At 59.9% G+C, this 26,044-nt stretch carries 21 protein-coding genes; 12 read left to right on the top strand and 9 right to left on the bottom strand.

The features are described 5' to 3' along the window. Positions 1–73 precede the first annotated feature (73 nt). From FFI16_RS04860 to cobA, 8 genes are all read left to right on the top strand, one after another. Positions 74–1,300, top strand: a complete 1,227-nt coding sequence (locus FFI16_RS04860) for a CmpA/NrtA family ABC transporter substrate-binding protein (protein WP_138814353.1) — start codon at positions 74–76, stop codon at positions 1,298–1,300. A gap of 13 nt (positions 1,301–1,313) precedes the next feature. Next, positions 1,314–1,889 carry an ANTAR domain-containing response regulator gene (locus tag FFI16_RS04855; protein WP_053257467.1) on the top strand — a complete coding sequence of 192 codons (576 nt, stop codon included), beginning with the start codon at positions 1,314–1,316 and terminating at the stop codon, positions 1,887–1,889. 183 nt (positions 1,890–2,072) lie between these two features. After that, on the top strand, positions 2,073–3,284 hold the full coding sequence (locus FFI16_RS04850; protein ID WP_058422064.1) for a NarK/NasA family nitrate transporter: 1,212 nt from the start codon (positions 2,073–2,075) through the stop codon (positions 3,282–3,284). Further along, the gene (locus tag FFI16_RS04845; RefSeq protein WP_138815365.1) at positions 3,284–4,954 is read left to right on the top strand and encodes a bifunctional protein-serine/threonine kinase/phosphatase; all 1,671 of its coding nucleotides are present in this window, start codon (positions 3,284–3,286) and stop codon (positions 4,952–4,954) included. Before FFI16_RS04850 ends, FFI16_RS04845 begins: the two co-directional genes overlap by 1 nt. Positions 4,955–5,185: 231 nt before the next feature. Continuing rightward, positions 5,186–7,639, top strand: a complete 2,454-nt coding sequence (nirB, locus tag FFI16_RS04840; RefSeq protein WP_017134765.1) for a nitrite reductase large subunit NirB — start codon at positions 5,186–5,188, stop codon at positions 7,637–7,639. After that, positions 7,636–7,953: a nitrite reductase small subunit NirD gene (nirD, locus tag FFI16_RS04835; protein ID WP_017134764.1), complete on the top strand. Its 318-nt coding sequence runs from the start codon at positions 7,636–7,638 to the stop codon at positions 7,951–7,953. Before nirB ends, nirD begins: the two co-directional genes overlap by 4 nt. Next, positions 7,953–10,661 carry a nitrate reductase gene (locus FFI16_RS04830; protein WP_138814352.1) on the top strand — a complete coding sequence of 903 codons (2,709 nt, stop codon included), beginning with the start codon at positions 7,953–7,955 and terminating at the stop codon, positions 10,659–10,661. Before nirD ends, FFI16_RS04830 begins: the two co-directional genes overlap by 1 nt. 10 nt (positions 10,662–10,671) lie before the next feature. Continuing rightward, positions 10,672–11,415: a uroporphyrinogen-III C-methyltransferase gene (gene cobA, locus FFI16_RS04825; RefSeq protein WP_138814351.1), complete on the top strand. Its 744-nt coding sequence runs from the start codon at positions 10,672–10,674 to the stop codon at positions 11,413–11,415. A gap of 60 nt (positions 11,416–11,475) precedes the next feature. On the opposite strand, the gene FFI16_RS04820 is transcribed toward cobA, so the two are convergent. The 8 genes from FFI16_RS04820 to ppsA form a co-directional block, all read right to left on the bottom strand. Continuing rightward, positions 11,476–12,459: an OmpA family protein gene (locus FFI16_RS04820; RefSeq protein WP_138814350.1), complete on the bottom strand. Its 984-nt coding sequence runs from the start codon at positions 12,457–12,459 to the stop codon at positions 11,476–11,478. A gap of 107 nt (positions 12,460–12,566) precedes the next feature. Further along, positions 12,567–13,157, bottom strand: coding sequence for an RNA polymerase sigma factor SigX (sigX, locus tag FFI16_RS04815; protein WP_017134760.1), 591 nt, complete (start codon positions 13,155–13,157; stop codon positions 12,567–12,569). A gap of 87 nt (positions 13,158–13,244) precedes the next feature. Continuing rightward, positions 13,245–14,069, bottom strand: a complete 825-nt coding sequence (locus tag FFI16_RS04810) for a mechanosensitive ion channel domain-containing protein (protein WP_003193288.1) — start codon at positions 14,067–14,069, stop codon at positions 13,245–13,247. A gap of 2 nt (positions 14,070–14,071) precedes the next feature. Continuing rightward, a complete protein-coding gene (locus tag FFI16_RS04805) occupies positions 14,072–14,317 on the bottom strand; it encodes a hypothetical protein (protein WP_005790375.1) in 246 nt (81 codons plus the stop codon). A gap of 86 nt (positions 14,318–14,403) precedes the next feature. Further along, complete coding sequence (locus FFI16_RS04800) at positions 14,404–15,399, bottom strand: zinc transporter ZntB (protein WP_138814349.1); 996 nt, start codon at positions 15,397–15,399, stop codon at positions 14,404–14,406. 25 nt (positions 15,400–15,424) lie between these two features. After that, positions 15,425–15,913, bottom strand: a complete 489-nt coding sequence (gene rraA, locus FFI16_RS04795; protein ID WP_169985266.1) for a ribonuclease E activity regulator RraA — start codon at positions 15,911–15,913, stop codon at positions 15,425–15,427. 234 nt (positions 15,914–16,147) lie between these two features. After that, positions 16,148–17,137, bottom strand: coding sequence for an alpha/beta fold hydrolase (locus FFI16_RS04790; protein WP_138814348.1), 990 nt, complete (start codon positions 17,135–17,137; stop codon positions 16,148–16,150). A gap of 106 nt (positions 17,138–17,243) precedes the next feature. Beyond that, entirely contained in the window at positions 17,244–19,619 is a 2,376-nt protein-coding gene (ppsA, locus tag FFI16_RS04785) for a phosphoenolpyruvate synthase (protein WP_056861567.1), read from the bottom strand. Positions 19,620–19,797: 178 nt separating this feature from the next. On the opposite strand from ppsA, the gene FFI16_RS04780 reads away from it, so the two are divergent. After that, positions 19,798–20,616 (top strand): pyruvate, water dikinase regulatory protein, encoded by an 819-nt coding sequence (locus FFI16_RS04780; protein ID WP_003193298.1) that lies wholly within the window; start codon positions 19,798–19,800, stop codon positions 20,614–20,616. Positions 20,617–20,717: 101 nt separating this feature from the next. On the opposite strand, the gene FFI16_RS04775 is transcribed toward FFI16_RS04780, so the two are convergent. Beyond that, positions 20,718–22,142, bottom strand: coding sequence for a PLP-dependent aminotransferase family protein (locus FFI16_RS04775; RefSeq protein WP_138814347.1), 1,425 nt, complete (start codon positions 22,140–22,142; stop codon positions 20,718–20,720). A 160-nt stretch (positions 22,143–22,302) separates the two neighbouring features. Here FFI16_RS04775 and FFI16_RS04770 point away from each other — a divergent pair, with 160 nt between their 5' ends. From FFI16_RS04770 to FFI16_RS04760, 3 genes are read left to right on the top strand one after another with little or no spacing between them, the layout of a single operon-like run. Beyond that, positions 22,303–23,196, top strand: coding sequence for a DMT family transporter (locus FFI16_RS04770; RefSeq protein WP_178112634.1), 894 nt, complete (start codon positions 22,303–22,305; stop codon positions 23,194–23,196). 35 nt (positions 23,197–23,231) lie between these two features. Further along, positions 23,232–25,094 (top strand): molybdopterin-synthase adenylyltransferase MoeB, encoded by a 1,863-nt coding sequence (gene moeB / locus FFI16_RS04765; protein ID WP_138814345.1) that lies wholly within the window; start codon positions 23,232–23,234, stop codon positions 25,092–25,094. Between the two features lie 15 nt (positions 25,095–25,109). Then, complete coding sequence (locus tag FFI16_RS04760; RefSeq protein ID WP_056861569.1) at positions 25,110–26,024, top strand: PLP-dependent cysteine synthase family protein; 915 nt, start codon at positions 25,110–25,112, stop codon at positions 26,022–26,024. Positions 26,025–26,044: the final 20 nt, after the last annotated feature.

The raw sequence follows: 26,044 nt of genomic DNA, 5'->3' as shown, positions 1-26,044 counted from the left end.
CGTTACCCGGCAATGGCTTGCACGGCCATGCGAAGGAGCGATGCTTTTTTTTTGAAAGAAAAGGTAGGTGTTGATGAACGATTCGGTCGGCAACAGCCCGGTGAACAACCCGCTGGCGTGGGTCAACGGCAGTGACGCCCCGGAAAAGAGCAGCCTGGACCTGGGTTTCATGGCACTCACCGACTGCGCTTCATTGGTGGTCGCCGCCACCCAGGGGTTTGCCCAACCCTACGGCCTGACGCTGAACCTCAAGCGCCAATCCTCCTGGGCTAACCTGCGCGACAAACTGGTCAGCGGTGAATTGGACGCCGCCCACAGCCTGTATGGGTTGATCTACGCCGTACACTTGGGCATTGGCGGTGTGGCGCCCACCGATATGGCGGTACTGATGGGGCTCAACCAGAACGGCCAGAGCATCAACCTGTCCCACGGACTGCAACAGCAGGGAGTGACCACTCCTGAGGCACTCGACCGCCACGTGCACCAAAGCCGTACAAAGCTGACGTTCGCCCAGACATTTCCCACCGGCACCCACGCCATGTGGCTGTATTACTGGCTGGCGAGCCAAGGCATTCACCCGTTGCAAGATGTCGACAGTGTGGTGGTGCCGCCGCCGCAGATGATCGCGCACCTGCAAGCCGGGCGCATCGACGGCTTTTGTGTCGGTGAGCCCTGGTGCGCCAGCGCCGTCCAGCAAAACCAGGGGTTCACCCTGGCCACTACGCAGTCGATCTGGCCGAATCACCCAGAAAAAGTGCTCGGCTGCACCCAGGCGTTCGTCGACCAATACCCAAACACCGCCCGCGTACTGGTCATGGCGATCCTCGAGGCCAGCCGTTTCATCGAACAAAGCCAGGAAAACCGCCGCTCCACCGCACAACTGCTCTGCGCCCGCGAGTACCTCGATGCCCCGCTCGACTGCATCGAACCCCGCTTGCTCGGGGATTATGACGACGGCCTCGGCAACCAGTGGAAAGACCCGCACGCCCTGCGTTTTTTTGCTGATGGCGAGGTGAACCTGCCGTACCTCTGCGATGGCATGTGGTTCATGACCCAGTTTCGCCGTTGGGGCCTGCTGCGCGAAGACCCGGACTACCTGGGCGTGGCTCGCCAGGTGCAGCAACTGGACCTGTATCGCCAAGCCGCTGCTGCCGTTGGCGTCCCGGCTACTGCCCAGGACATGCGCAGCAGCCAGTTGATCGACGGCAAGATCTGGGACGGCTCCGACCCCGCCGCCTACGCCCGCGGCTTCCGCCTGCATGCCTTGGCGGATTCCACCAATCGCCAGGCTCTGCGCTGACAGGACCTCAACTATGTTAAGAATCCTGTTGATCAACGACACCCCGCGCAAGGTCGGGCGCCTCAAAGCCGCCTTGACCGAGGCCGGTTTCGAGGTGATCGATGAGTCCGGCCTGACCATCGACCTGCCGGCGCGCGTCGAAACGGTGCGCCCGGACGTGATCCTGATCGATACCGAGTCACCCGGCCGCGATGTGATGGAGCAAGTGGTGCTGGTCAGCCGTGACCAACCGCGCCCAATCGTGATGTTTACCGACGAGCACGACCCGAACGTGATGCGCCAGGCGATCAAGTCCGGGGTCAGCGCTTACATCGTCGAAGGCATTCAAGCCCAGCGCCTGCAGCCGATCCTCGACGTGGCCATGGCCCGTTTTGAAAGCGACCAGGCCCTGCGCGCCCAGCTCCAGGCCCGCGACCAACAGTTGGCCGAGCGCAAGCGCATCGAATTGGCCAAGGGCATGCTGATGAAAATGAAGCACTGCAATGAAGAAGAGGCCTACACCCTGATGCGCCGCCAAGCCATGAGCCGCCAGCAGAAACTGATCCAGGTGGCCGAGCAGATCATCGCCATGAGTGAGCTGCTCGGCTGAACTGGCGCAGCTCTTGCTAAGCATTCATCACAGGTAGCCAACGGCGGTTGCCCCTTCTACGACAAAGACGTCGCCCATCCGGTTTGCACTCGCAAACTCGATGGCGGCGTTTTTTTTCGTTTTGGCCCCGGCGAATGGGGCCAACAGGCCTTCTGACAAGACCCCCAACCGTTGAGGTGCGTGATGAAATCAAGCTTCTGGAAATCCGGGCACACCCCGACCCTGTTCGCCGCGTTCCTGTATTTCGACCTGAGCTTCATGGTCTGGTACCTGCTGGGGCCACTCGCGGTGCAGATTGCCGCCGACCTGCACCTGACCACCCAGCAACGCGGTCTGGTGGTGGCTACGCCGATTCTGGCGGGTGCGGTGCTGCGCTTTTTGATGGGCATGCTGGCCGACAAGCTGTCGCCCAAAACCGCCGGGCTGATTGGCCAGGTGATTGTGATCGCAGCCCTGTTCGGCGCCTGGAAACTCGGCATCCATAGCTACGAACAAGCGCTGTTGCTGGGCGTGTTCCTGGGCATGGCGGGTGCGTCCTTTGCCGTCGCCCTGCCCTTGGCCTCCCAGTGGTATCCCGCTGAGCACCAGGGCAAAGCCATGGGTATCGCCGGCGCCGGCAACTCCGGCACCGTGTTTGCCGCGTTGCTGGCGCCGGTACTGGCCGCCGCATTTGGCTGGAGCAATGTGTTCGGCTTCGCGCTGATCCCACTGGTGCTGACACTGATCGTGTTCGCCTGGCTCGCTCGCAATGCGCCCGAGCGCCCTAAAGCCAAATCCATGGCCGACTACTTCAAAGCCTTGGGTGACCGCGACAGCTGGTGGTTCATGTTCTTCTATAGCGTGACGTTCGGCGGCTTTATCGGCCTGGCCAGCGCCCTGCCCGGCTACTTCAACGACCAGTACGGCCTGAGCCCGGTCACCGCCGGTTACTACACCGCCGCCTGTGTGTTTGGCGGCAGCCTGATGCGCCCCTTGGGCGGTGCACTGGCCGATCGCTTCGGTGGCATTCGCACCCTGCTCGGCATGTACGGCGTGGCAGCGATCTGCATCGCCGCCGTGGGTTTCAACCTGCCAAGTTCCTACGCCGCACTGGCGCTTTTCGTCTGCACCATGCTCGGCCTCGGCGCAGGGAATGGCGCGGTGTTCCAACTGGTGCCCCAGCGCTTTCGCCGCGAGATCGGTGTGATGACCGGCCTGATCGGCATGGCGGGCGGCATCGGCGGCTTTGCCTTGGCGGCAGGCATGGGCGCAATCAAACAAAGCACCGGCAGTTATCAGTTGGCCTTGTGGTTGTTTGCCAGCCTTGGCGTGTTGGCCTGGTTCGGCCTGCACGGCGTCAAGCGTCGCTGGAGAACTACGTGGGGCTCGGCTGCCGTGACCGCCGCACGCGTCTGATGAGCCTGCAACTGAGCGTCGCCCAGGCCAGCGCCATCGGCCCGCGGGCAGAAAACCAGGACGCCCTGCGGGTGGTCACGCCCATGCCGGAACTGGCCGCGAGCAAGGGTTACCTGTGCGCCATCGCCGATGGCGTCAGCCAATGCGCCGACGGCGGTCTGGCCGCCCGTTCGACCTTGCAGGCGCTGGCCCTGGATTACTACGCCACGCCGCAAACCTGGGGCGTGGCCCAGGCACTGGAGCGACTGTTGCTGGCGCAGAACCGCTGGTTGCAGGCCAATGGTGGTGGCCTGCCATTGCTCACCACCCTCAGCGCCCTGGTATTTCGCGGCCGACGCTTCACCCTGGCGCATGTGGGAGATTGCCGGGTGTATCGCTGGCTGGACGGCGAGTTGCAGCGCATCACGCAAGATCATGTGTGGGAACAACCGGGCATGCAGCATGTGCTCAAGCGCGCCCTCGGCCTGGATCAGCATCTGGTGCTGGATTTTCTAGACGGTGAGCTGCGTGAGGGCGAGTGCTTCCTGCTGCTCAGCGATGGCGTGTGGGCCACGTTGGGCGATCACAGCATCAGCGCAATCCTGCGCGAACAAACCGATCTCGACGCGGCGGTGAACACGCTGGTCAACGCCGCGCACCTGGCCGCCAGCCAGGACAATGCCAGCGCCGTGCTGGTGCGTATCGACCAACTCGGCGCCGCCACCCTGGGCGATGCGCTGGTGCAGTTGCAGCAATGGCCGCTGCCCCCGCTCCTGAAGGCAGGGCAACGGTTTGAGGGCTGGCAGGTTGAAAGCGTGCTGGCGCAGAGCCGACAGTCCTTGCTGTACCGCGTGCGCGATGCCCAGCAGCAGCCTTGGCTGCTGAAAACCTTGCCGCTCAACCGCGACGATGACAACGACGCCGGCCAAGCTTTGTTGTCGGAAGAATGGTTTCTGCGCCGAGTGGCCGGGCGCGCATTTCCTGAAGTGCATGCAGCCAGCGGGCGTCAGCATTTGTACTACGTGATGCGTGAATATTCGGGGCAGACCCTCGCGCAGCTGTTCCAGCAACAAGGCCCGCTGCCCCTGGCGCAATGGCAGTCGATTGCCGAGCGTTTGCTGCGGGCGGTGGGCCTGCTGCATCGACGGCAGATCCTGCACCGTGACATCAAACCGGAAAACCTGCTGTTGGGCGATGATGGCGAACTGCGTGTGCTGGATTTCGGCCTGGCCTACTGCCCGGGGCTTTCCGAGGACCGCGCCCATTTGCTGCCCGGCACCCCGAGTTTTATCGCGCCCGAAGCGTTCAGTGGCGAACGCCCTACGTCGCAGCAGGATTTATACAGTGTCGGCGTTACGCTCTATTACCTGCTGACCGGGCATTATCCCTACGGCGAAATCGAAGCCTTCCAACGACCGCGTTTCGCTCAGCCCGTCAGCGCCAGTCGTTACCGCCCCGACTTACCGGACTGGTTACCCTTGAGCCTGGAGCGCGCCGTAGCCGCACAGCCCGCAGAGCGTTATGAAACCGCCGAAGAATGGTTGCTGGTGCTGGAACAGGCCGACCGCCGTGAATTGAGCGTGCGACCCAAGCCCTTGCTGGAGCGCGAGCCGCTCAAGGTCTGGCAAACCCTGGCGAGCGTCTCGCTGCTGGTCAATCTGGTGCTGTTGTACTGGCTGCTGCACCACTAGAGGGCAATTTCCCACACGATATTGATGGAAATCCCAATAAAGCCGGCGCCTGGCGACTTGGCACAACCGCTGCATTAGCTTCATCAACAACTCACATATAGCCGCTCCTTCAACGTCGAAGGGTCGAGCTTCCCGAGAGAACGGGACCGGACAAAGGTGTCCTCGCCAGGTAACTGGTGGGGACGCCTTTTTTGTTTGCGCACGATTTGTCGAGCCATTGCGGAGAACGACATGAAGAAACTCAAATTAGTGATGATCGGCAACGGCATGGCCGGGGTTCGCACCCTTGAAGAATTGCTCAAGCTGAGCAGCGACCTGTACGACATCACGGTGTTCGGCGCCGAGCCCCACACCAACTACAACCGTATCCTGCTGTCGCCGGTGCTGGCCGGCGAGCAGACCTTCGAAGAGATCGTGCTCAACGACCTCGATTGGTACCTGGATAACCACATTAAGCTGTTGCTCAACCGCAAAGTGGTGCAGATCGACCGCGTAAGACGCATCGTCATCGCCGAGGACGGCAGCGAGGCCGAGTACGATCGCCTGTTGATCGCCACCGGCTCCACGCCGTTTATCCTGCCAATCCCCGGCAATACCTTGCAGGGCGTGATCGGCTACCGCGACATCGCCGACACCCAGGCCATGATCGACACCGCCAGGACCCACAAGCACGCGGTGGTCATCGGTGGCGGCCTGCTCGGCCTGGAAGCCGCCAATGGCCTGATGCTGCGCGGCATGCACGTGACCGTGGTGCATATCGGCGAATGGCTGCTGGAGCGCCAACTGGATAAAACCAGCGGGCAATTGCTGCAAACCGAACTGGAAAGCCGCGGCCTGGTGTTTCGCCTGTGCGAACAAACCCAAGCGCTACACGACGCCGGCAATGGTCGCGTCGGCTCGGTGCAGTTCAAGAATGGCGACATCATCCCCGCCGACCTGGTGGTAATGGCCGCCGGTATCCGCCCCAACACCGAACTCGCAGAGAAATCCGGCATCCCCTGCAACCGTGGGATCCTGGTCAATGACACGCTGCAAACTTATGACCCACGCATCTATGCCATCGGCGAATGCGCCAGCCATCGTGGGATCGCTTATGGGCTGGTGGCGCCATTGTTCGAGCAGGCCAAGGTCTGCGCCAATCACCTGGCCCAGTTGGGCTTCGCCACTTACAAAGGCTCGGTCACGTCGACCAAGCTGAAGGTCACCGGCATCGACCTGTTCTCTGCCGGGGATTTCATGGGTGGCGAAGGCACCGAAACCATCACCCTCTCCGACCCGATTGGCGGCGTGTACAAGAAGCTGGTGATCAAGGACGACATCCTGGTCGGCGCCTGTCTGTATGGCGATACCGCCGACGGTGGTTGGTATTTCCGCCAGATCCGTGAGAACCATGCGATTGGCGAGATCCGTGATCACCTGATGTTCGGCGAGAACGCACTGGGCGATGTCGGCCATCAAGGCCAGGACAAAGCCATGAGCATGGCCGATAACGCCGAAGTCTGCGGCTGCAACGGCGTGTGCAAGGGCACCATTGTCAAGGCGATCCAGGAACACGGGTTGTTCAGCGTCGACGACGTAAAAAAACACACCAAGGCCGCCAGCTCCTGTGGCTCCTGCGCCGGGTTGGTGGAACAGATTTTGATCAACACCGTGGGCGGCGCCGCCGACGTCAAACCCAAAAGCGAAAAAGCCATTTGCGGCTGCAGCGACCTCAACCACGGGCAAATCCGTCAGGCGATCCGCGACCAGCACCTGCTGACCATCGCCGGCACCATGAGCTACCTGAACTGGCGCACCCCCAACGGCTGCGCGACCTGCCGCCCGGCGCTTAACTACTACCTGATCTCTACCTGGCCCGGCGAGGCCAAGGACGATCCGCAATCGCGCCTGATCAACGAGCGCGCCCACGCCAATATTCAGAAAGACGGCACCTACTCCGTAGTCCCACGGATGTGGGGCGGTGTGACCAATCCGTCGGAGTTGCGGCGCATTGCCGACGTGGCCGACAAGTACAACGTGCCGATGGTCAAGGTCACCGGCGGCCAGCGCATCGACCTGCTGGGCATCAAGAAGCAGGATTTGCCCGGTGTGTGGAAAGACCTCGACATGCCCTCCGGCCACGCCTATGGCAAATCCATCCGCACCGTGAAGACCTGCGTGGGCAGCGAGTTCTGCCGCTTCGGTACGCAGAACTCCACGCAGTTGGGTATCGAGTTGGAGCACGACCTGTTCAATATGTGGTCGCCGCATAAGGTCAAGCTGGCGGTGTCCGGCTGCCCACGCAATTGCTCGGAAGCGGGTATCAAGGACGTCGGCATTATCGGCGTCGACTCTGGCTGGGAGATGTACATCGGCGGCAACGGCGGGATCAAGACTGAAGTCGCGGAGTTTTTCGTCAAGCTCAAAACCGCCGAAGAAGTGCGCGAATACAACGGCGCCTTCTTGCAGCTGTATCGCGAAGAGGCTTTCTACCTTGAGCGCACCGTGCATTACCTGCAACGGGTAGGCATGGAACACATCAAGAAAGCCGTCCTGGAAGACCCAGCCCGGCGCCAGGCCCTCAACGAGCGCCTGCAATTCTCGCTGTCATTCGAACAAGACCCGTGGAAAGAGCGTCTGGAACAGCCGCTGCTGAAAAAGGAATTCGAGGTCATACCCGTCAAACAGCTGGAGGTGTCGGCATGAACTGGCTGGATATCTGCGCCCTAGATGAAATCAACGCCCTGGGCTCGCGCATCATCAATGGGCCAAAAGGCGATATTGCGATTTTTCGTACCAGTGACGATGAGGTTTTCGCCCTCGACGATCGCTGCCCGCACAAAGGCGGTCCGCTGTCCCAAGGCTTGATCTACGGCAAGCGCGTGGCCTGCCCGCTGCACAACTGGCAGATCGACCTGGCGTCGGGTGAAGCCCAGGCGCCGGATATTGGCTGTGCGCATCATCACCCCGCCCGCGTGGAAAACGGCCGAGTGATGCTGGCCCTGCGGGACGCCGGTTGATGAACCGCCAGACCACCGCGTCTACCTGCTGTTACTGCGGAGTGGGTTGCGGCGTGCTGATCGAGCATGACGGCGCGCAGATCCTCGGCGTACAAGGCGACCCGAACCACCCGGCAAACTTTGGCAAGTTGTGCAGCAAGGGTTCCAGCCTGCATTTGACCGGCGACCTGGCCGCCCGCGCCTTGTACCCGGAACTGCGCCTGGGCAAAGACCTGGCCCGCGCCCGCACCGACTGGAGCACCGCCCTGGAACACGCGGCCAATGTGTTCGCCGACACCATTGCCGCACATGGGCCGGACAGCGTGGCGTTCTATATTTCCGGGCAATTGTTGACCGAGGATTACTACAGCTTCAACAAATTGGCGCGGGCGCTGGTGGGCACCAATAACATCGATAGCAATTCGCGGCTGTGCATGTCTTCGGCAGTGGTCGGCTACAAGCGCAGCCTGGGCGCCGATGCACCGCCGTGCAGTTATGAAGACCTGGACGCAAGTGATTGCGTGATGATCGTCGGCAGCAACATGGCCTACGCCCATCCGGTACTGTTCCGACGTCTTGAGGAAGCCAAGGCGCGACGACCGCAGATGAAAGTGGTGGTGATCGACCCACGGCGCACAGACACCTGCGATTTGGCCGACTTGCACCTGGCGATCCTGCCGGGCACCGATGTGGCGCTGTTCCATGGGATCTTGCACCTGTTGCTGTGGGAAGACTGGATCGACCGCGACTTTATCCAGGCGCATACCGATGGGTTGGTCGAGTTGAAGCGACTGGTGCACGACTACACACCGCAGATGGTCACGCAGTTGTGCGGCATCAGCGTTGAGCAGTTGCGCCTGTGTGCAGAGTGGGTCGGCACCTCCAGCAGTTTTCTCTCGCTGTGGTGCATGGGGCTTAACCAGTCCACCGCCGGCAGCGCCAAAAACAGTGCGCTGATCAACCTGCACCTGGCCACCGGCACTATTGGTCGGCCGGGTTGCGGGCCGTTTTCCCTGACCGGCCAACCGAATGCCATGGGCGGGCGCGAAACCGGCAGTTTGTCGAACCTGCTGCCGGGGCATCGCGAGGCGGCCAACCCTGAGCACAGGGCCGAAGTCGCGGCTTATTGGGGCGTCGAAGCCTTGCCGGCGCCTACCGGGCTGACCGCCATTGAACTGTTCGAACAGATCCAGGCCGGCAAGATCAAGGCCGTGTGGATTGCCTGTACCAACCCCGCGCAATCCTTGCCGGACCAGAACCGCGTGCGTGCCGCATTAGCGGCCTGCCCGTTCGTGGTGTTGCAGGAGGCTTTTCGCACCACCGAAACCGCCGCCTATGCAGACCTGCTGTTACCCGCCGCCAGTTGGGGCGAGAAAGAAGGCACGGTGACCAATTCCGAACGGCGGATTTCCCACGTCCGCCGCGCCATCGTCCCACCCGGCGAAGCGCGGCCAGACTGGGCGATTACCGTGGATTTCGCACAGCGCCTGGAGCAACGCTTGCGTCCGGGGTTGCCGAGTTTGTTCCCCTTCGAACAACCGGCGCAGCTCTTTGATGAATACAAGGTACTGACCCGCAACCGCGACCTTGACCTGTCGGGTATCAGCCATGCCCTGCTCGACCAGCTCGGCCCGCAGCAATGGCCATTTCCCGTGGGCGCACAAGCGGGCACGCCGCGCCTGTACACCGAGGGTGTGTTCCCGACAGACAGCGGCCGCGCGCACTTTATCGCCGACCCTTATCGCGCCGCTAAAGAGCAACGTGACGCGCGCTTCCCGCTGACCCTGATCACCGGGCGCCTGCGCGATCAATGGCACGGCATGAGCCGCACCGGCACCGCCGCGCAGTTGTTCGGGCATGTCAATGAAGCACTGCTGAGCCTGCACCCGGATGAACTGCGTCGGCACCGTTTCAAAGAGGGCGACCTGGTCAGCCTGAAAAGCCGTCGCGGCAGTGTGATCGTCGCCGTCAGCAGTGATGACAGCGTGCGCCCAGGCCAGGCGTTCCTGCCCATGCATTGGGGCGATCGCTTTCTCAAGGGCGGTGTTAATGCCCTTACGCAGCCGGCATTCGACCCCTTGTCGAAACAACCCGAACTCAAACACAGCGGCGTGCGCCTGGAGCCAGTGCAACTGCCGTGGCAGTTGTTTGCGCTGATCGAAGGAAATGTGCAGCAACACTTTGACGCCCTACGCCCGCTGTGTGAGGGCTTTGCCTACGTCAGCTTGAGCCTGGCCGGGCGTGAACGGCCGGCTCTTCTGGTACGCGCAGCCCATACGGAGGCGCCCGACTTGCAACTGTTAACCCGTATCGACGAGTTGCTGGGCCTCAATGACGGCCCGGTCATGGCCTATGACGATCCGCGCCGTTCGATTGGCAAGCGGGTAAAAATCGAAAAAGGCCGCATTACCGCGCTGCGCCTGGCCGGCGAAACCCTGGCACGGCATTGGCTGCAGAGCCTGTGGCTGGAAGGCCGTGCCGACGATCAACTCCGGCGCTGGTTACTCGCACCGCTCAGTGCACCACCGGGAGGCGCAGCGGCCAGCAGCAAAATTTTGTGCAACTGCAAGAACGTCAGCGAAAGCGCGGTATGTGCCGGTATCGGTCGTGGCCTGGACCTGGCTGGGCTTAAACAGGAACTGGGGTGCGGCACGCAATGCGGCTCTTGTGTTCCGGAAATCAAACGTCTGTTGGCCAGCACGTCGCTGCCAATCGCAATCAGTGTGTAAGGGGATAAACATGAGCGCAAAAGTCTGGCTGGTAGGCGCAGGCCCCGGTGATCCGGAGCTGCTGACGCTCAAGGCGGTACGCGCCCTGCACGCAGCCGATGTGGTACTGATCGATGACCTGGTCAACCCGGTGGTGCTCGAACACTGCCCGCACGCTCGTGTGGTCACCGTGGGCAAGCGCGGTGGGTGCCGGTCTACACCTCAGGATTTTATCCACCGCCTGATGCTGCGCTATGCGCGCCAGGGCAAATGCGTGGTGCGACTCAAAGGCGGCGATCCGTGTATTTTCGGCCGGGGTGGCGAAGAAGCAATGTGGTTGCGTGAACACGGGATTGAGGTGGAATTGGTCAACGGGATTACCGCGGGCCTGGCGGGTGCAACGAACTGCGATATTCCCCTGACGCTGCGCGGGGTCAGTCGCGGCGTCACGCTGGTCACCGCGCATACCCAGGACGATAGCAGCCTTAACTGGCGCGCACTCGCCGAGGGCGGTACGACACTGGTGGTGTATATGGGCGTAGCGAAGCTGGAGGAGATTCGTCAGCAATTGCTGGAGGGCGCAATGGCAGCGGATATGCCGGTGGCGATGATCGAGAACGCCTCATTGCCTCAGCAACGCGAGTGCCGCAGCACTCTGGCGCACATGCATACCGATGCACAGGTATTTGCTCTGAAAAGCCCGGCGATCCTGGTGATCGGCAATGTTGCTGGCGCAGAGCAAGCCGCCTGCATTGCCGTGTCAGCCAGCGCCTAAGGCAAATTTCAGGCAAAAAAAAGCCCGGCCTAAGCCGGGCTTTTTTCTACCACTCAGTAATTACTGAGCAGCTTGAGCTTCAACCGACGCTTCTACACGACGGTTAACAGCGCGACCAGCTTCAGTTGCGTTGTCAGCAACTGGGCGGGATTCGCCGTAACCTACTGCGTGTACGCGGCTAGAAGCAACGCCGTCTTTAACCAGGATTTGCTTAACAGCGTCAGCACGACGCTGGGACAGCTTCTGGTTGTAAGCGTCTGGACCGATGGAGTCAGTGTGACCAGCAACTTCTACGCTGGTAGCTGGGTACTGAGCCATGAAGTCGGCCAGGTTTTTCACGTCGCCGTAGCTGTTAGGCTTAACAACGGACTTGTCGAAGTCGAACTTAACGTCCAGCTCAACACGAACAACCTGAGCAACTGGAGCTTCTGGCTCTGGAGTTGGCTCTGGAGCTGGTGCTGGAGTAGGAGCTGGAGCGACTGCGCCAGCGTTGCCGCCGAAGTTCACACCCAGGCCAACCAGTGCGGAGTAGTCCCACTTGCCGTTGTCGATGCCGTAGTCAGCTTCAACGCCAGCACGAGCGAACAGGTTGTTGGTGAAGTAGTACTTCACGCCAGCGCCAGCGATTGCCAGAGTGGTCTGGTCGCGACCTTTGTGGCCATCAGCTTCAACGTTGGTACGGCTCTGGTGACCGAAACCACCTTCTACGTATGGACGCAGGGAATCAACACCGGCCTGACCGAAGTGGTACTGAGCAGTCACGCTGCCAGTGTCACCTTTGATCTTCTGGGAACCAGTACCGTCGTTCGAACGGGTGTGGTTGGTGGTGTCGTAGTTCAGGTTGATCGACACGTCGTCGGTCAAGAAGTAACCGATGCTAGCGCCAGGGTTGAAGCCGTCTTCGATGTGCTTAACGCTATCGTTGTACTGCTTCTTGTAGAACAGCTGGCCTTCAACTGCGCCTTGGCCTTGTGCCAGAGCGCCGAAAGAAGTGGCCGCAATAAGAGAACCAATGGCAAAGCCCAAGGTGTTTTTCAGTTTCATCCGTTAAATCCCCATCTGGTGATTGTAAAGCAGTCCCACAAACCGGGGGACAACTCGGCGACAAGTCTAACAGAACTTGCCTACACGTAAGAGATATTTGCCACGCACTAAGTTTCAGTCTCGCCCGCAAATTTCTCACGTAATTTATCAAGAGCACGCTTGTAACGCATTTTTGTAGCACTCAAACCCATGTGCATGATGTCAGCAATTTCCTGAAACTCCAGCTCTGCGACAAATCGTAGCACCAAAATTTCCCGGTCAATCGGATTCACATGCACCAACCAGCGATCAAGTCCGGCCTTTTCCTCGGGTACCGGCGCCTTTTCTTCAGACGCTTCCTCAAGGGGGTCCAGACTCAAAGCGTCCATCAAGCGACGCTTTCGCCGTTCCTTACGATACTGCGTGATGCACTCGTTGTACGTGATGCTATAGAGCCATGTCTTGAACTTCGATTTTCCCTCAAAGTTCTTCAGGCCGTATAGCACCTTGAGCATCACTTCCTGACAGACATCATCCGCATCTCTATCGTTCCCTAAATACCTTGAACAAACGTTGAACAGAGTGCGTTGATATCTGCGCATCAATTCTTCGTACGCGCGTGTTACGTGAAACAGCTCCGTGTGCGAGCGCGCGACCAACTCCTCATCAGAGAGCTCACGGGGGTCATAGCGCGTGGACAGCGTTTGGGCTTTATTCAAAACAAGTCGTGCCGACAGTCAGGTCAATGTCCGCTACAGCCCGGTCTCCCGGGTTTGCGGCGGCGTACATTAGCAGGATTTGCCGGGTTAGCGGCTACTGACCTGCTGCTCGAGGAGAATCCGATTGGACAGCGATACCAGCTCACCGTCATCGGTCAGCACCGTCGTCTTGACCGTGCCGATCTCCTCGATTTGCCCTTCGACCTCGCCCACACGCACCTGTTGCCCAACCTGATACAGCTCACGCACATAGATTCCCGCAAGAATCTGGCCGGCAATTTCCCGGCTTCCCAAACCCATGGCCAGCGCAACTGCCAGACCAACGGTAATCAAAACAATCACAATCACGTGGTTCAGAAGGTCAGTTTTGACCTCCAACTGGCTGATCGCGACGGAAATACTGATGATGATCACCAGCCCCTGGGCGATTCGCCCCAGGCCCGCAGCATAGTCCAGCCCGACGCCTTCAGCAGCACCGCGCACCAGCCCGTTGGCCAGTTGCGCCAGTAATACACCTACCAGCAACACCAGCGCGCCGCCGAAAACCTTCGGCAAATACAGCGCCAGCATGTCGAGCGTAGCTGAAACTCGCTCAAGTCCAAGGGATTGAGCCGCAGAAACCAGAAAAATAAGCAGAACAAACCAATAAACGATCTTGCCGATGAGCGTTGAGATCGGCACTTGCAGCCCGGCGCGGCCCAGCAGCTTGGTCAGGCCGGTGCCAGCCATCAAGCGGTCCAGCCCCAGTTTTGCAAGCAACTTGGACAGCAGGGTGTCGAGCAACTTGGCCACGACAAAGCCCAGCAACACCAAAACCAGGGCACCAAACAGGTTGGGAATGAAATTCGCCACCTTGGTCCACAATGCGGTCATCGCGGTGACCAGGCTCTGGGTCCAGAGATCAAGTTCCATATTCAATCAGCCTTATCAGCAGTGCGAGCAAGAGGTTTACGACGCGAAACCGGCGATACGTGGGCCGAACCATTGTTCAAGGCCATCATCAATGCCGGTAACCAACGACCCAGCAGACCGAACAGGTCTCCCGCCCCTACCTGACGGTTGGCGGTTTTCAACACGCGGCCCAGGCAGGCATCGTCATCACGGTTGGATGGCGACGCATTGAGCATGTCACGCAAAGACTGTTCGAACGGATCGTGCATAAAGACCTCTCGCAAGTGAGTTAAAAGACGAGGGTTAAATTCTTGGGGTCACATCTGACCCTGCTTGCGTTCAGGTCATATTCAGGTCAAACCCAGCGCAATCGTCGAAATAGCCACCATTGCCCCAGTGCTACCGAGACCATCAACAAGCAGGCAATCACGAAACCATAGGGGCTGGCAGAGAACGGAATTCCGCCCACATTTATACCCAGCAAACCGGTCAGAAAACTCATCGGCAAGAAGATCCCGGTGATGATCCCGAAGCGGTACATGGTGCGATTCATGCGTACGCTCAAGCGCCGGTCTTCGGCCTCAAGCACCAGCCCTACGCGCTCTCGGGTCAGTTCGAGCTCTTCCAGGTAGCGGGTCAGGCTGTTGTTCAATTCGTTCCAGTAGTCAGCATCGTCGTCACAAAACCACGCTAATTTGATCCGCGTCAGCTGGGCAAAAATATCCCGCTGTGGCGCCAGGAAACGCTTCAATCCGGCAGCCCTTCGACGGATCTGCAAAACGTTGCCGTGCTCCGGGGTGTACCGTTCGTCGGCATCGAGTTTTTCTTCCTCTAAATCGACGACTTCGGACAGGTCGGTGACCAAATCCTGCACTTTATTGGTCAGGTACTGCGCCATATAAAGGATGAGTTCAGAAGCGGTTTTTGGCCCTTTGCCCTCAGCCAGTTGCACCAGCAGCTCATCGGTAGCCCGCAATGGGCGTAAGCGCAGGGAAATCACGCGGCTGGCTGCCGCAAAAATACGCACCGAGACCATGTCTTCCGGCTCGGCGCCCGGGTTGAGGTTGACCCCGCGCAGAAACAGCAGCAATTCGCTGTCCGGCAGCGGCAGCAGGCGCGGGCGGGTGTTCTCCTCCAGCAACAAGTCGCAGGCGAATTCGCTCAAACCGCTGGATTTACGCAACCAGGTCTGGGTCTGTGGATGGCTGCGATCCCAATGCAGCCACAGGCTTTCCTGGGGCTGCAGTTGCAAGTCGTCGAGCTCAGTCCGGGCAATCGAACGCGCACCGCCTTTACCGTCCAGCACCAGGGCATGCACCAGCCCCCATTGCGCGTTTTCTTCCTCGAACATCCTCACCCCTTTCGGCTACTGCGGTTTATTCAGGCATTTTCAACGGGCTTGGCGAAACGATCACGCCATTATTGTCGGCGTAGACGTACTCACCAGGGCGGAATGTCACGCCGGCAAACGTCACCACCACGTTCAGGTCGCCAATGCCGCGTTTGTCGGTCTTCATCGGGTGAGGCGCCAACGCCTGCACACCCAGGTCAGTCTGGGCGAGGACGTCGACATCACGCACGCAACCGTAGATCACCAAGCCTTCCCAACCATTTTTTGCGGCTTTCTCGGCGATCATGTCACCCAGCAGCGCGCGACGCAGGGAGCCGCCACCGTCGACCACCAGCACCTTGCCAGCGCCCGGTTGGTCGGCCTGTTCCTTGACCAGCGAATTGTCTTCGAAGCACTTGATGGTGACGATTTCACCGCCAAAGGAGTCTCGGCCACCGAAATTACTGAACATCGGCTCAACTACCTGCACCAGCTCCGGGTAGGCGTCGCACAGATCGGGCGTCACGTAATGAATCATCGGGAAACTCCTGTCGTCATTGAAGAGGTCGAACATCCCACGGTGTACATCAGAAAAACGCGTCACAACGGCTGAACTTTAAGCGCCCTCCCGTCAGCGGCGGCCATGATCAGACTCACACCGTCGCAACGCAATAGCGACTGCGCGACTGAATATGACCAGAAGCGTTTGATGCGTCATATCTTAGCCGCAACCTCTCCCGAGTGAAACGCCCTTGGCAGAGCGGTTGCGCTAGACCGTTGCCGCTACCTGCGGCTCTGCCGCCAATAAAGGTGTCAAAGGATCTTTCAGCCACTGCGCCACCAACGGCCACACTTCAGTCTGCGCGGCCTTGCTGACGAGCATCTCGACGTGCCCGAAATCCCCGCTGAAGCCTTGCTTGCGCCCCAGGCACAGGTATTGGCGATGTTCAGAGCCGACTTGTTCGAACAACTTTCGACAGGCCCAGTCCGGGTCCTGTTGATCGCCAGCAGCGCTGACGGCCAACAGCGGCACGTCCACACCCGCCAGCCCCTTCCACCAGTCCTGCTTACCCTCGCCAAAACGACCGAACAGGCCGTTCCAGCGCATCGCTTCGATCATCACCCCCGCCGGCTCGTCCTCGGGGCCGCGTTTTAGCCGTACGCCGGATACTTCACCAAAACGTTTCAAGAGCAAACGGCCGGTCCATTCCAGCGGCGGAATTTTCAGCGGCCAGTGGGTGCGGCTGACCTGGCAACCAAACAGTGCCACCGACGCCACGGCTGGCGCGCCAAGGTGCTGACCGCCCAAGGCCGCTGCCAAGGCGGTGCCGCCCAGGGAATGGCCGATCCAGTGCGGTATTTGTGCGCTTTGCTCACGCACAAACGCGCCGATCGCCGGCAAATCGTATCGCGCATAATCGGCGACGCGGTTTCTGGCGTAATCCTGATTGCGCTTGGACAGGCCGTGGCCGCGCATTTCCGGGATCCACACATCAAATCCCTGACGCGCCAGGTAAGCGCCCAGGCCGATCCCTTTGGGCGAATACCAGAAGCGCCGATTGGAAAAACTGCCGTGCAATAAAATAACCGGCGTGCCCCGGTTTTCCGGGACATCCGCCTGGCCTAAACGGGTCACAGCCAGCTCGACGGTGCCGTCGGGGCTGTTGCCAGGTTTGAGGCGGTACACATCTTCACTCAGGTCGCCACGACGTTCAGCACTGATCAAGGCGACGGGAAATAGGTTGCTGCTGCTTTGCATAATGCTCTTGCACAAAAAAGGGCGGCGTCCGGATGGAGTTCCGCCCTGTACAGATAAGAATGCCGGTCACCCAGGCTGGGTGACCGGCACTTTTGACGTCACGCCTTTAAGCGGACGCTTGGCCTTCCGCCAGGAAGAACCAGGTTTCCAGCACGGAGTCGGGGTTCAGCGAGACACTTTCGATACCCTGCTCCATCAGCCATTTAGCCAGGTCCGGGTGGTCGGAAGGGCCTTGGCCGCAGATGCCGATGTACTTGCCGGCCTTGTTACAGGCCTGGATGGCGTTGGCCAGCAGTTTCTTGACCGCAGGGTTACGCTCATCAAACAGGTGCGCGATGATCCCCGAGTCACGGTCCAGGCCCAGGGTCAGCTGGGTCAGGTCGTTGGAACCGATGGAGAAGCCGTCGAAGAACTCCAGGAACTCCTCGGCCAGAATGGCGTTGGACGGCAGTTCGCACATCATGATCACGCGCAGGCCATTTTCGCCGCGGGACAAGCCGTTTTCAGCCAGCAGGTCGACGACTTGGCTCGCTTCGCCCAGGGTGCGTACAAACGGCACCATGATCTCGACGTTGGTCAGGCCCATCTCGTTGCGCACGCGCTTGAGGGCACGGCATTCCAGCTCAAAGCAGTCACGGAAGGCTTCGCTGATGTAACGCGAAGCGCCGCGGAAGCCCAGCATCGGGTTTTCTTCTTCGGGCTCGTAGAGCTTGCCGCCGATCAGGTTGGCGTATTCGTTGGACTTGAAGTCCGACAGGCGCACGATGACCTTTTTCGGGTAGAACGCCGCCGCCAGGGTGCTGATGCCTTCAACCAGCTTCTCGACGTAGAAACCCACTGGGTCGTTGTAGCCGGCGATGCGCTTGTCGACGCTTTCCTTGATTTCCAGCGGCAGGCCGTCGTAATTCAACAGCGCCTTGGGGTGTACGCCGATCATGCGGTTGATGATGAACTCGAGGCGGGCCAAGCCCACACCGGCGTTCGGCAACTGCGCGAAATCGAACGCACGGTCGGGGTTACCGACGTTCATCATGATCTTGAACGGCAGGTCCGGCATCGCATCGATGGAGTTTTGCTTGATATCGAAGCCCAGTTCACCTTCAAAGATGAAGCCGGTGTCACCTTCGGCACAGGACACAGTCACACCCTGGCCGTCTTTCAACAGTTGGGTGGCGTTGCCGCAACCGACGACTGCGGGAATCCCCAGCTCACGGGCGATGATCGCCGCGTGGCAGGTACGCCCGCCACGGTTGGTGACGATGGCGCTGGCGCGCTTCATAACCGGTTCCCAGTCCGGGTCGGTCATGTCGGAGACCAGCACGTCACCGGGCTGGACTTTGTCCATTTCGGACACGTCCTTGATGATCCGCACTTTGCCGGCGCCGATGCGCTGGCCGATGGCACGGCCTTCCACCAGCACAGTGCCGGTTTCTTTCAACAGGTAGCGTTCCATTACGTTGGCCGAAGTGCGGCTCTTCACGGTTTCCGGACGCGCTTGCACAATGTACAGCTTGCCGTCGTCACCGTCTTTGGCCCACTCGATGTCCATCGGGCACTTGTAGTGCTTTTCGATGATCATCGCTTGTTTGGCCAGTTCGCTGACTTCAGCGTCGGTCAGGCAGAAACGCGCGCGTTCGGCCTTGTCGACTTCAACGGTTTTCACCGAGCGACCGGCCTTGGCCTCGTCGCCGTAGATCATCTTGATAGCCTTGCTGCCCAGGTTGCGGCGCAGGATGGCCGGGCGGCCGGCCTCTAGGGTGTGTTTGTGGACGTAGAACTCGTCAGGGTTAACCGCGCCTTGTACGACGGTTTCACCCAGGCCGTAGGCGCCGGTGATAAACACCACGTCACGGAAGCCCGATTCGGTATCGAGGGTGAACATCACGCCGGCGGTGCCGGTTTCCGAACGCACCATGCGCTGCACACCGGCAGACAAAGCCACCAGCTTGTGGTCGAAACCCTGGTGTACGCGGTAGGAAATAGCGCGGTCATTGAACAGCGAGGCAAACACTTCCTTGGCGGCGCGGATCACGTTTTCAACGCCGCGGATGTTCAGGAAGGTTTCCTGCTGGCCAGCGAAAGAGGCGTCCGGCAAGTCTTCGGCGGTGGCCGAGGAGCGTACGGCAACAGCCATGTCAGGGTTGCCGGCCGACAGTGCCGCGAAGGCGGTGCGAATTTCTTCGTTGAGCTTCTCGGGGAACTCGGCGTCCATGATCCATTGGCGGATCTGGCTGCCGGTTTTCGCCAGGGCGTTGACGTCATCGACGTCCAGGGCGTCCAGCGCGGCGTGGATCTGGGCGTTGAGGCCGCTCAGCTCGAGGAAATCGCGGTAAGCCTGGGCCGTGGTGGCGAAACCACCGGGCACCGAGACTCCAGCGCCTGCAAGATTACTGATCATCTCGCCGAGGGATGCGTTCTTGCCCCCCACATGCTCTACATCATGGACGCCGAGCTTATCGAGGGAAACTACGTACTCTACCAAGGTGATCTCTCCACTTTCTGTGTTGGAAAAGCTCAGGACGCCGGCAGCTCAGTAGGAGCAAACGCCAGCGCTTGTGGCCTGGACCTGGAAAATAAGTGAGAATGCGGCCCACTGCGGGACGGCAAAATCGCGCCTATCATATCCAAGATTCGCCATCAGCTTAAGGCCTAGGGCTCAAATGAAACGATCTGCTTTCTTTATCTCCGACGGCACCGGCATCACAGCCGAAACATTGGGTCAGAGCCTGCTCGCGCAGTTCGAAAACATTACCTTCGCCAAATTTACGCGGCCGTATATAGACAGCGTGGATAAAGCGCGGGCCATGGTACAACAAATCAATCTGGCGGCTGAAAAAGACGGTTTTCGCCCGATCATTTTCGACACCATCGTCAATCAAGATATTCGTGAGATCCTGGCAACCTCCAATGGTTTCATGATCGACATCTTCTCCACGTTCCTGGCGCCATTGGAACAGGAGCTGAGTGAACATTCCTCCTACTCCGTGGGCAAGTCCCATTCCATTGGCCACAACTCCAACTATATGGAGCGTATCGAGGCGGTGAACTTCGCTCTCGACAACGATGACGGCGCCCGCACCCACTACTATGACAAGGCCGACCTGATCCTGGTGGGCGTGTCGCGCTGCGGCAAGACCCCGACATGCCTGTACATGGCCATGCAATTCGGTATTCGCGCGGCCAACTACCCGCTCACCGAGGACGACATGGAGCACCTGACGCTGCCTGCCGCCCTGCGTGCGCATTCGCACAAGCTGTTCGGCCTGACCATCGACCCGGACCGCCTCACCGCCATCCGCAACGAGCGCAAGCCCAACAGCCGCTACTCCAGCTATGCCCAGTGCGAATTCGAAGTGCGCGAAGTGGAAAACCTGTTCCGTCGCGAGAATATTGCGCACATCAATTCCACGCATTTTTCGGTGGAAGAGATCTCGGCGAAGATTCTGGTGGAGAAAGGCGTGGAGCGGCGCTTCAAATAGTGGGCACCTTTACGGGCCCCATCGCAGGCAAGCCAGCTCCCACAGGGGAATGCATTCCAAATGTGGGCGCTGGCTTGCGTGCGATGAACGATGACGCGGCGTTACAGCTGAAACCTGTCACCGCCCTGCCCCAGCGCGGTGGCCAGGGCATCAAAGCCCTCACGCAGTAACTGATCATCGCCCGACGTATTACAGATACTCGCCCGAATAAACTGCGGCACCGCCGTCTGCCCTACGGCAAATGCCTCAGCGGTGGCGATCAGGTAATTATTCTGCTTGAGCTCTGCCTCGATTTCCGACGCCCGCCAGGGTTCAGGTACTTCAATCCAGAAGTGCGGGCTGTTGAGATGAGTGCGGTACTCCAAACCGACCAAAAGGTCGCGCACCAGGGCTTTGCGCCGGCTGATCTCGTTGATTTGCTGGCGCAGCAGGTATTCCGCCGTGCCGTTTTCGATCCACTGGGTCGCCAGCTCCAGCGTCACCGGCGTGGCCATCCAGCAGGTCGAACGCAAGGCCGCCGAAATACGGCTGACCAATGCCGGTGGCGCATGCACATACCCCACACGTAGCCCGGCAGACACCGCCTTGCTCAGGCTACTGATCAAAATCGTACGCTCTGGGGCGAAAAAACTCAGTGGTGGCGGGCGATCTTCCACCAACACGCCGTGGGCTTCGTCCTCCAGAATCAGCAGATTATGCTCGCGGCACACCTTGGCCAGCGCTTCTCGGCGTGCGACCGATAGCACGGCCGTGGTCGGGTTCTGGATCGTCGGCGTGCAGTACAGCGCCGAAACCCGGTGATTACGACAGACTTCATCCAGCGCCCCCGGCAGCACGCCTTCGTCATCCATTTCCAGGCCGATCAGCCGCACACCGAGCATCCGTGCGGCAGTGATAAGCCCTGGGTACGTCAGTTGCTCAGTGACCACCGTATCCCCCGCCCGCAACAGCGCCATCATGGCGCAGAGCAGGCCATGCTGGCCGCCGTTGACGCAGATGACCTGCTCGGGAATCGGATGAAAATCGCGCTGCACCAGCCATTGCGCCCCGGCCTCGCGGTAGCGCGGCAAACCGGCGTCCGGCGTATAGGCGCTGATGTCCTGGAGGAACTTGGCGTTGGTCGACAAGGTTTGGAAGCTCTGGGCCAGGAACACCGTCTCTTGCCCGGGAATGTGCATGTTGCGGCTCATATCGAAGTACTGGCGCGGCTCTTCGCTGACGTTGCGAAAGCCTTCATCGCGCTGGCGTTCCATACCACGCTTGCGCACGAAAGTACCGTCACCGACACGCGCCACCACCAGCCCCAAGCGTTCCAGCTCGCCGTAGGCGCGGCTGATGGTGCCAATGGTCACGCCGAGGTTATCGGAAAGAACCCGATGGGGCGGCAGTTTGCACCCCGGCTCAATCAAGCCTTCAAGGATGCCCCGCTCCATCACATCGGACAGGCGTTTGTACTTGACGCCCTGACCGCTGGACAACCCTTCACGCATAATTGACACCATGTCAATATTTGTTTTGACAGCCATCATTCGCCCTAATAGTGTGCTTTTACGGGTTCAATCACCGAATGAAACAACTTAATACACAGTCAATATAGAGTTCAATTCCGGCTCAGGGAAGCAATAAACGATGCCAATGTCCGCCGTTCTTGAAAACACTACAAAAACAAAAACTCAGAAACAGTGGTTGGCCGGACTGGTCACCAGCGTGATGTTTCTTATCGTGTGCCTGAGCTGGGGCACCACCTGGCTGGGCATCAAGATCGCCGTCGAAAGCGTGCCACCGCTGACGTCGGCCGGGCTGCGCTTTCTGATCGCGTTCCCACTGTTCCTGTGTTTTGCCCTGGTGCGCCGCGAACCGATCCTGTTCCCGCGTGAAAGCCGCTGGTTCTTCGTATTCGTGACCCTGTCGTATTTCAGCGTTCCCTATTACTTGCTCAACTATGGCGAGATGCATGTGTCGTCCGGTCTCACCGCGCTGCTGTTCAGCTGCATGCCGGTGTTCATCCTGATTTTCTCCGCGCTGTTTTTGCGCGAGCGCATCTACTTTTCCCAGGTGGTCGGCATCGGCATCGGTTTCGGCAGCCTCTACATGATCATCAAGAGCCAGGGCCTGCACCTGGACCACGCCGAATTCTTCGGCGTGCTGGCAATTCTGACCGCCGCGATCATGCATGCCTTGTGCTACGTCATTACCAAGCAAAAAGGCAGTGCCATCAGCGTGATCACCTACAACACATTGCCCATCGGTATCGCCGGGCTGATGCTGTTCGTGGCCGGCCTGTGGTTTGAAGCACCGACGTTCGAAACTATTACCCTGCGTTCGTGGAGTGCCCTGTTCTACTTGGGGTTGGTGGCCTCGGTGGGCGGGTTTATCGTGTACTTCATGTTGCTCAAACGTTTGAGCCCGATCATTTTGTCGTTCGTGTTCATCATCTTCCCGGTGTTCGCAGTGATCATCGGCGCCTGGTACGAGGGCGTGGAAATTTCCCGTGACCTGATGCTGTACTCGGCCATCCTGCTGGCCGGCTTTGCGATCACCAAATTGCCGGTTGAAAAACTTCTGGCCAAGAAAAATTGACTCTTAAACCACAACTACAACAACGCGAGAGAAACATGGAAGTCCTCCGCCCTACCGCTCTGGAACAGATCTATGCCCACGCCAGCCGCAGCTACCCGGAAGAATGCTGCGGTTTTGTCTTCGCCGATGGCAGTGTGTACCTGGGCAACAATATCCAGAATGAGCTGCACCGCAAAAACCCCGAGATGTACCCGCGCAGCGCGGCCAATGGCTATACCTTTTCGGTGGCCGACACCCTGCTGATGAACAAGGCGTTTCGCAGCGACAACCCGGTGGTGGTGATCTACCACTCCCACCCGGACGTCGGCGCCTATTTCAGTGATGAAGACCAGGACAAGGCACTGTTCCTGGGTGAGCCGATCCACCCCGTCAGCTACTTGGTGGTGGACGTGCGCCAGGGCCAGGCCCTGGGCTCAAAGCTGTTTGCCTGGGATGGCAAGCAATTCGCCCTAAAACCCTTCAACGACCTGCACACGGAGTTGTCCATGAACGCTGTCTCTTTCCCCGATATCCTGGTTCGCGTGGCCAAGCTGCCGGAATCGACCCTTAAGGGCACTGGATCGACATTGCGCGAAGTCATTGAAAACCTCTGCAGCAACCACCCACAGCTGCGCACGCACCTGTTCCACGAAAACAACAACCAGCTCAAGGAACACTTTCTGTTCACCACCGAGGAAGAACTGATCAGCGCCGATGATCCGCTGCCGGAAAAAGCCAGGATCGAAGTGCTGCTGGCCACCTCCGGTGGTATGGACGTCGAGCAACTGAGCAACGAAGAAGTCCAGCGCTACGTACGCCACATCACCCTGCCCGGGGTCGGCCGTGAAGGCCAGTTGAACCTGAAAAAAGCCAAGGTGCTGATCATTGGCACCGGTGGCCTGGGCTCGCCCATCAGCCTGTACCTCGCGGCAGCCGGCATCGGCACCCTGGGCCTGGTGGATTTCGATGTGGTAGAGAGCAGCAACCTGCAACGCCAGATCGTGCACGGCAACAGCACCCTGGGCATGCCCAAGGTCGAGTCGGCCAAGCGGCGGCTGCAAGACCTCAACAGCCATATCCAGATCAATGCCCACGACACCGCCCTCAATGCCGACAATGCGCTGGAACTGGTCGGCGCTTATGACCTGGTGATCGACGGCACCGACAACTTCGACACCCGCTACCTGGTCAACGATGCCTGCGTGCAATTGGGCAAGCCATTGGTGTATGGCGCCATCTACCGCTTCGACGGGCAGATCAGCGTGCTCAACTACAAGGGTGGGCCGTGCTATCGCTGCCTGTTTCCTTCAGCACCGCCTGCCGAGTTGGCGCCCAATTGCAGCGCCGGGGGTGTGATCGGCGTACTGCCGGGCGTGGTCGGCATGATCCAGGCCACTGAAGCGATCAAGTTACTCATCGGCATCGGCGAACCGCTGTCGGGCCGCCTGATGCGCTTCGACGCGCTGGCCATGAAATTCAGCGAGATCCGCTTCAAACGCCGGGCCGACTGCCCCTGCTGCTCAGACCTGCGCCACAGCGAAAGCGTCGCGCCAGCCGCGTGCGCGGATGCCATCCCGAGCCAACCGGCTTTGGCCGAGGAGCGCTACATCAAACCGCGCGTGCTCAAGCAACTGCTCGAACACCCACGCAGCGCCGACGTGTTGCTGGATGTGCGCGACGCCAGCGAGCTGGAAGTGTGCAAATTGCCGGGCGTGGTGCATATCCCCCTGGCCGAACTGGACGGGCAATTGGGCCGCCTGAGCCGCGACAATACCCATTACCTGATCTGCTACGCCGGAACCCGCGCCGAGCAAGCGGCCAGCACCCTGCTGGCAGCCGGCTTCGCCAATACCAAAGTCCTGCAGGGCGGCATGAAACATTGGGTTCGCGACGTCGAACCCGACATGCCTTTGTATTGATCCGGGGGCTGAACGATGTTGCATAACTCCATTCTCGACGTGATCGGCCATACGCCGATTGTGCGCCTGGCGCAGTTTTCCGAAGACCTCGGCATCGAGGTCTACGCCAAGCTCGAATCCCTCAACCCTGGCGGCAGCCATAAGGCGCGCATCGCCCTGGGCATGATCCTCGACGCAGAACGCCGGGGCGTGCTGATTCGCGACTCCGGGCAAACCATCATTGAGCCCAGCGGCGGCAATACCGGCATTGGCCTGGTGATGGCCGGCAATGTGCTGGGCTACAAAGTGGTGCTGGTGATTCCCGACAACTACAGCCCCGAAAAGCAGAAACTGCTGCGTTTATACGGCGCCAAGGTGGTGTTGTCGGACAGCCGGCTGGGCAACAATTCCCACGGCGAAAAGTGCATGGAACTGCAGTTGGAAAACCCCAACTTCGTGATGCTCAACCAGCAGCGCAATGGCGCCAACCCGCAGACTCACCGCGACACCACTGCACCGGAAATCCTCCGCGCCTTCGGTGAGCAGCGTGTGGACTACTTCGTCAGCGGCATCGGCACCGGTGGCCATATCACCGGCATCGGCGAAACCCTCAAGGCGGCCTGGCCGGCGCTGCGCGTCATGGGCGTGGAGCCGGAAGAATGCGACCTGCTCAAGGACCAGCACGCGCCGCACCACATCCAGGGCCTGTCGATCGGCTTGATCCCGAGCATTCTTAACGTGGGTGTAATTGACGGCATGCTCAAGGTCTCGCGCCTGGCGTGCATCGACATGATCAAACGCATCATGCGCACCGATGCCATCAGCCTGGGTTTGTCGTCGGCCGCCAACATGGTGGCCATCGCCCAACTCGCCCCCGAACTCCCGCCCGAAACGGTGGTGTTGACCATGGTCTACGACAATGCCGACAGCTACCTGCCCAATTTCGAATAACCGGTTTCCCAACCATCCAG

Source organism: Pseudomonas sp. KBS0710 (genome assembly GCF_005938045.2).
GTDB lineage: Bacteria > Pseudomonadota > Gammaproteobacteria > Pseudomonadales > Pseudomonadaceae > Aquipseudomonas.
The sequence above is the reverse complement of the archived record's forward strand: the minus strand, read 5'-3'. Positions and strand labels throughout refer to the sequence as shown.

Coding starts and splice junctions, on each gene's coding strand:
- FFI16_RS04775 (WP_138814347.1), bottom strand. CDS start 22,142: ATGGCTGTCAAAACAAATATTGACATGGTGTCAATTATGCGTGAAGGG.
- FFI16_RS04790 (WP_138814348.1), bottom strand. CDS start 17,137: ATGCAAAGCAGCAGCAACCTATTTCCCGTCGCCTTGATCAGTGCTGAA.
- FFI16_RS04850 (WP_058422064.1), top strand. CDS start 2,073: ATGAAATCAAGCTTCTGGAAATCCGGGCACACCCCGACCCTGTTCGCC.
- FFI16_RS04810 (WP_003193288.1), bottom strand. CDS start 14,069: ATGGAACTTGATCTCTGGACCCAGAGCCTGGTCACCGCGATGACCGCA.
- moeB (WP_138814345.1), top strand. CDS start 23,232: ATGGAAGTCCTCCGCCCTACCGCTCTGGAACAGATCTATGCCCACGCC.
- FFI16_RS04760 (WP_056861569.1), top strand. CDS start 25,110: ATGTTGCATAACTCCATTCTCGACGTGATCGGCCATACGCCGATTGTG.
- FFI16_RS04780 (WP_003193298.1), top strand. CDS start 19,798: ATGAAACGATCTGCTTTCTTTATCTCCGACGGCACCGGCATCACAGCC.
- FFI16_RS04855 (WP_053257467.1), top strand. CDS start 1,314: ATGTTAAGAATCCTGTTGATCAACGACACCCCGCGCAAGGTCGGGCGC.
- nirD (WP_017134764.1), top strand. CDS start 7,636: ATGAACTGGCTGGATATCTGCGCCCTAGATGAAATCAACGCCCTGGGC.
- nirB (WP_017134765.1), top strand. CDS start 5,186: ATGAAGAAACTCAAATTAGTGATGATCGGCAACGGCATGGCCGGGGTT.
- FFI16_RS04845 (WP_138815365.1), top strand. CDS start 3,284: ATGAGCCTGCAACTGAGCGTCGCCCAGGCCAGCGCCATCGGCCCGCGG.
- cobA (WP_138814351.1), top strand. CDS start 10,672: ATGAGCGCAAAAGTCTGGCTGGTAGGCGCAGGCCCCGGTGATCCGGAG.
- FFI16_RS04830 (WP_138814352.1), top strand. CDS start 7,953: ATGAACCGCCAGACCACCGCGTCTACCTGCTGTTACTGCGGAGTGGGT.
- FFI16_RS04800 (WP_138814349.1), bottom strand. CDS start 15,399: ATGTTCGAGGAAGAAAACGCGCAATGGGGGCTGGTGCATGCCCTGGTG.
- FFI16_RS04860 (WP_138814353.1), top strand. CDS start 74: ATGAACGATTCGGTCGGCAACAGCCCGGTGAACAACCCGCTGGCGTGG.
- FFI16_RS04805 (WP_005790375.1), bottom strand. CDS start 14,317: ATGCACGATCCGTTCGAACAGTCTTTGCGTGACATGCTCAATGCGTCG.
- FFI16_RS04820 (WP_138814350.1), bottom strand. CDS start 12,459: ATGAAACTGAAAAACACCTTGGGCTTTGCCATTGGTTCTCTTATTGCG.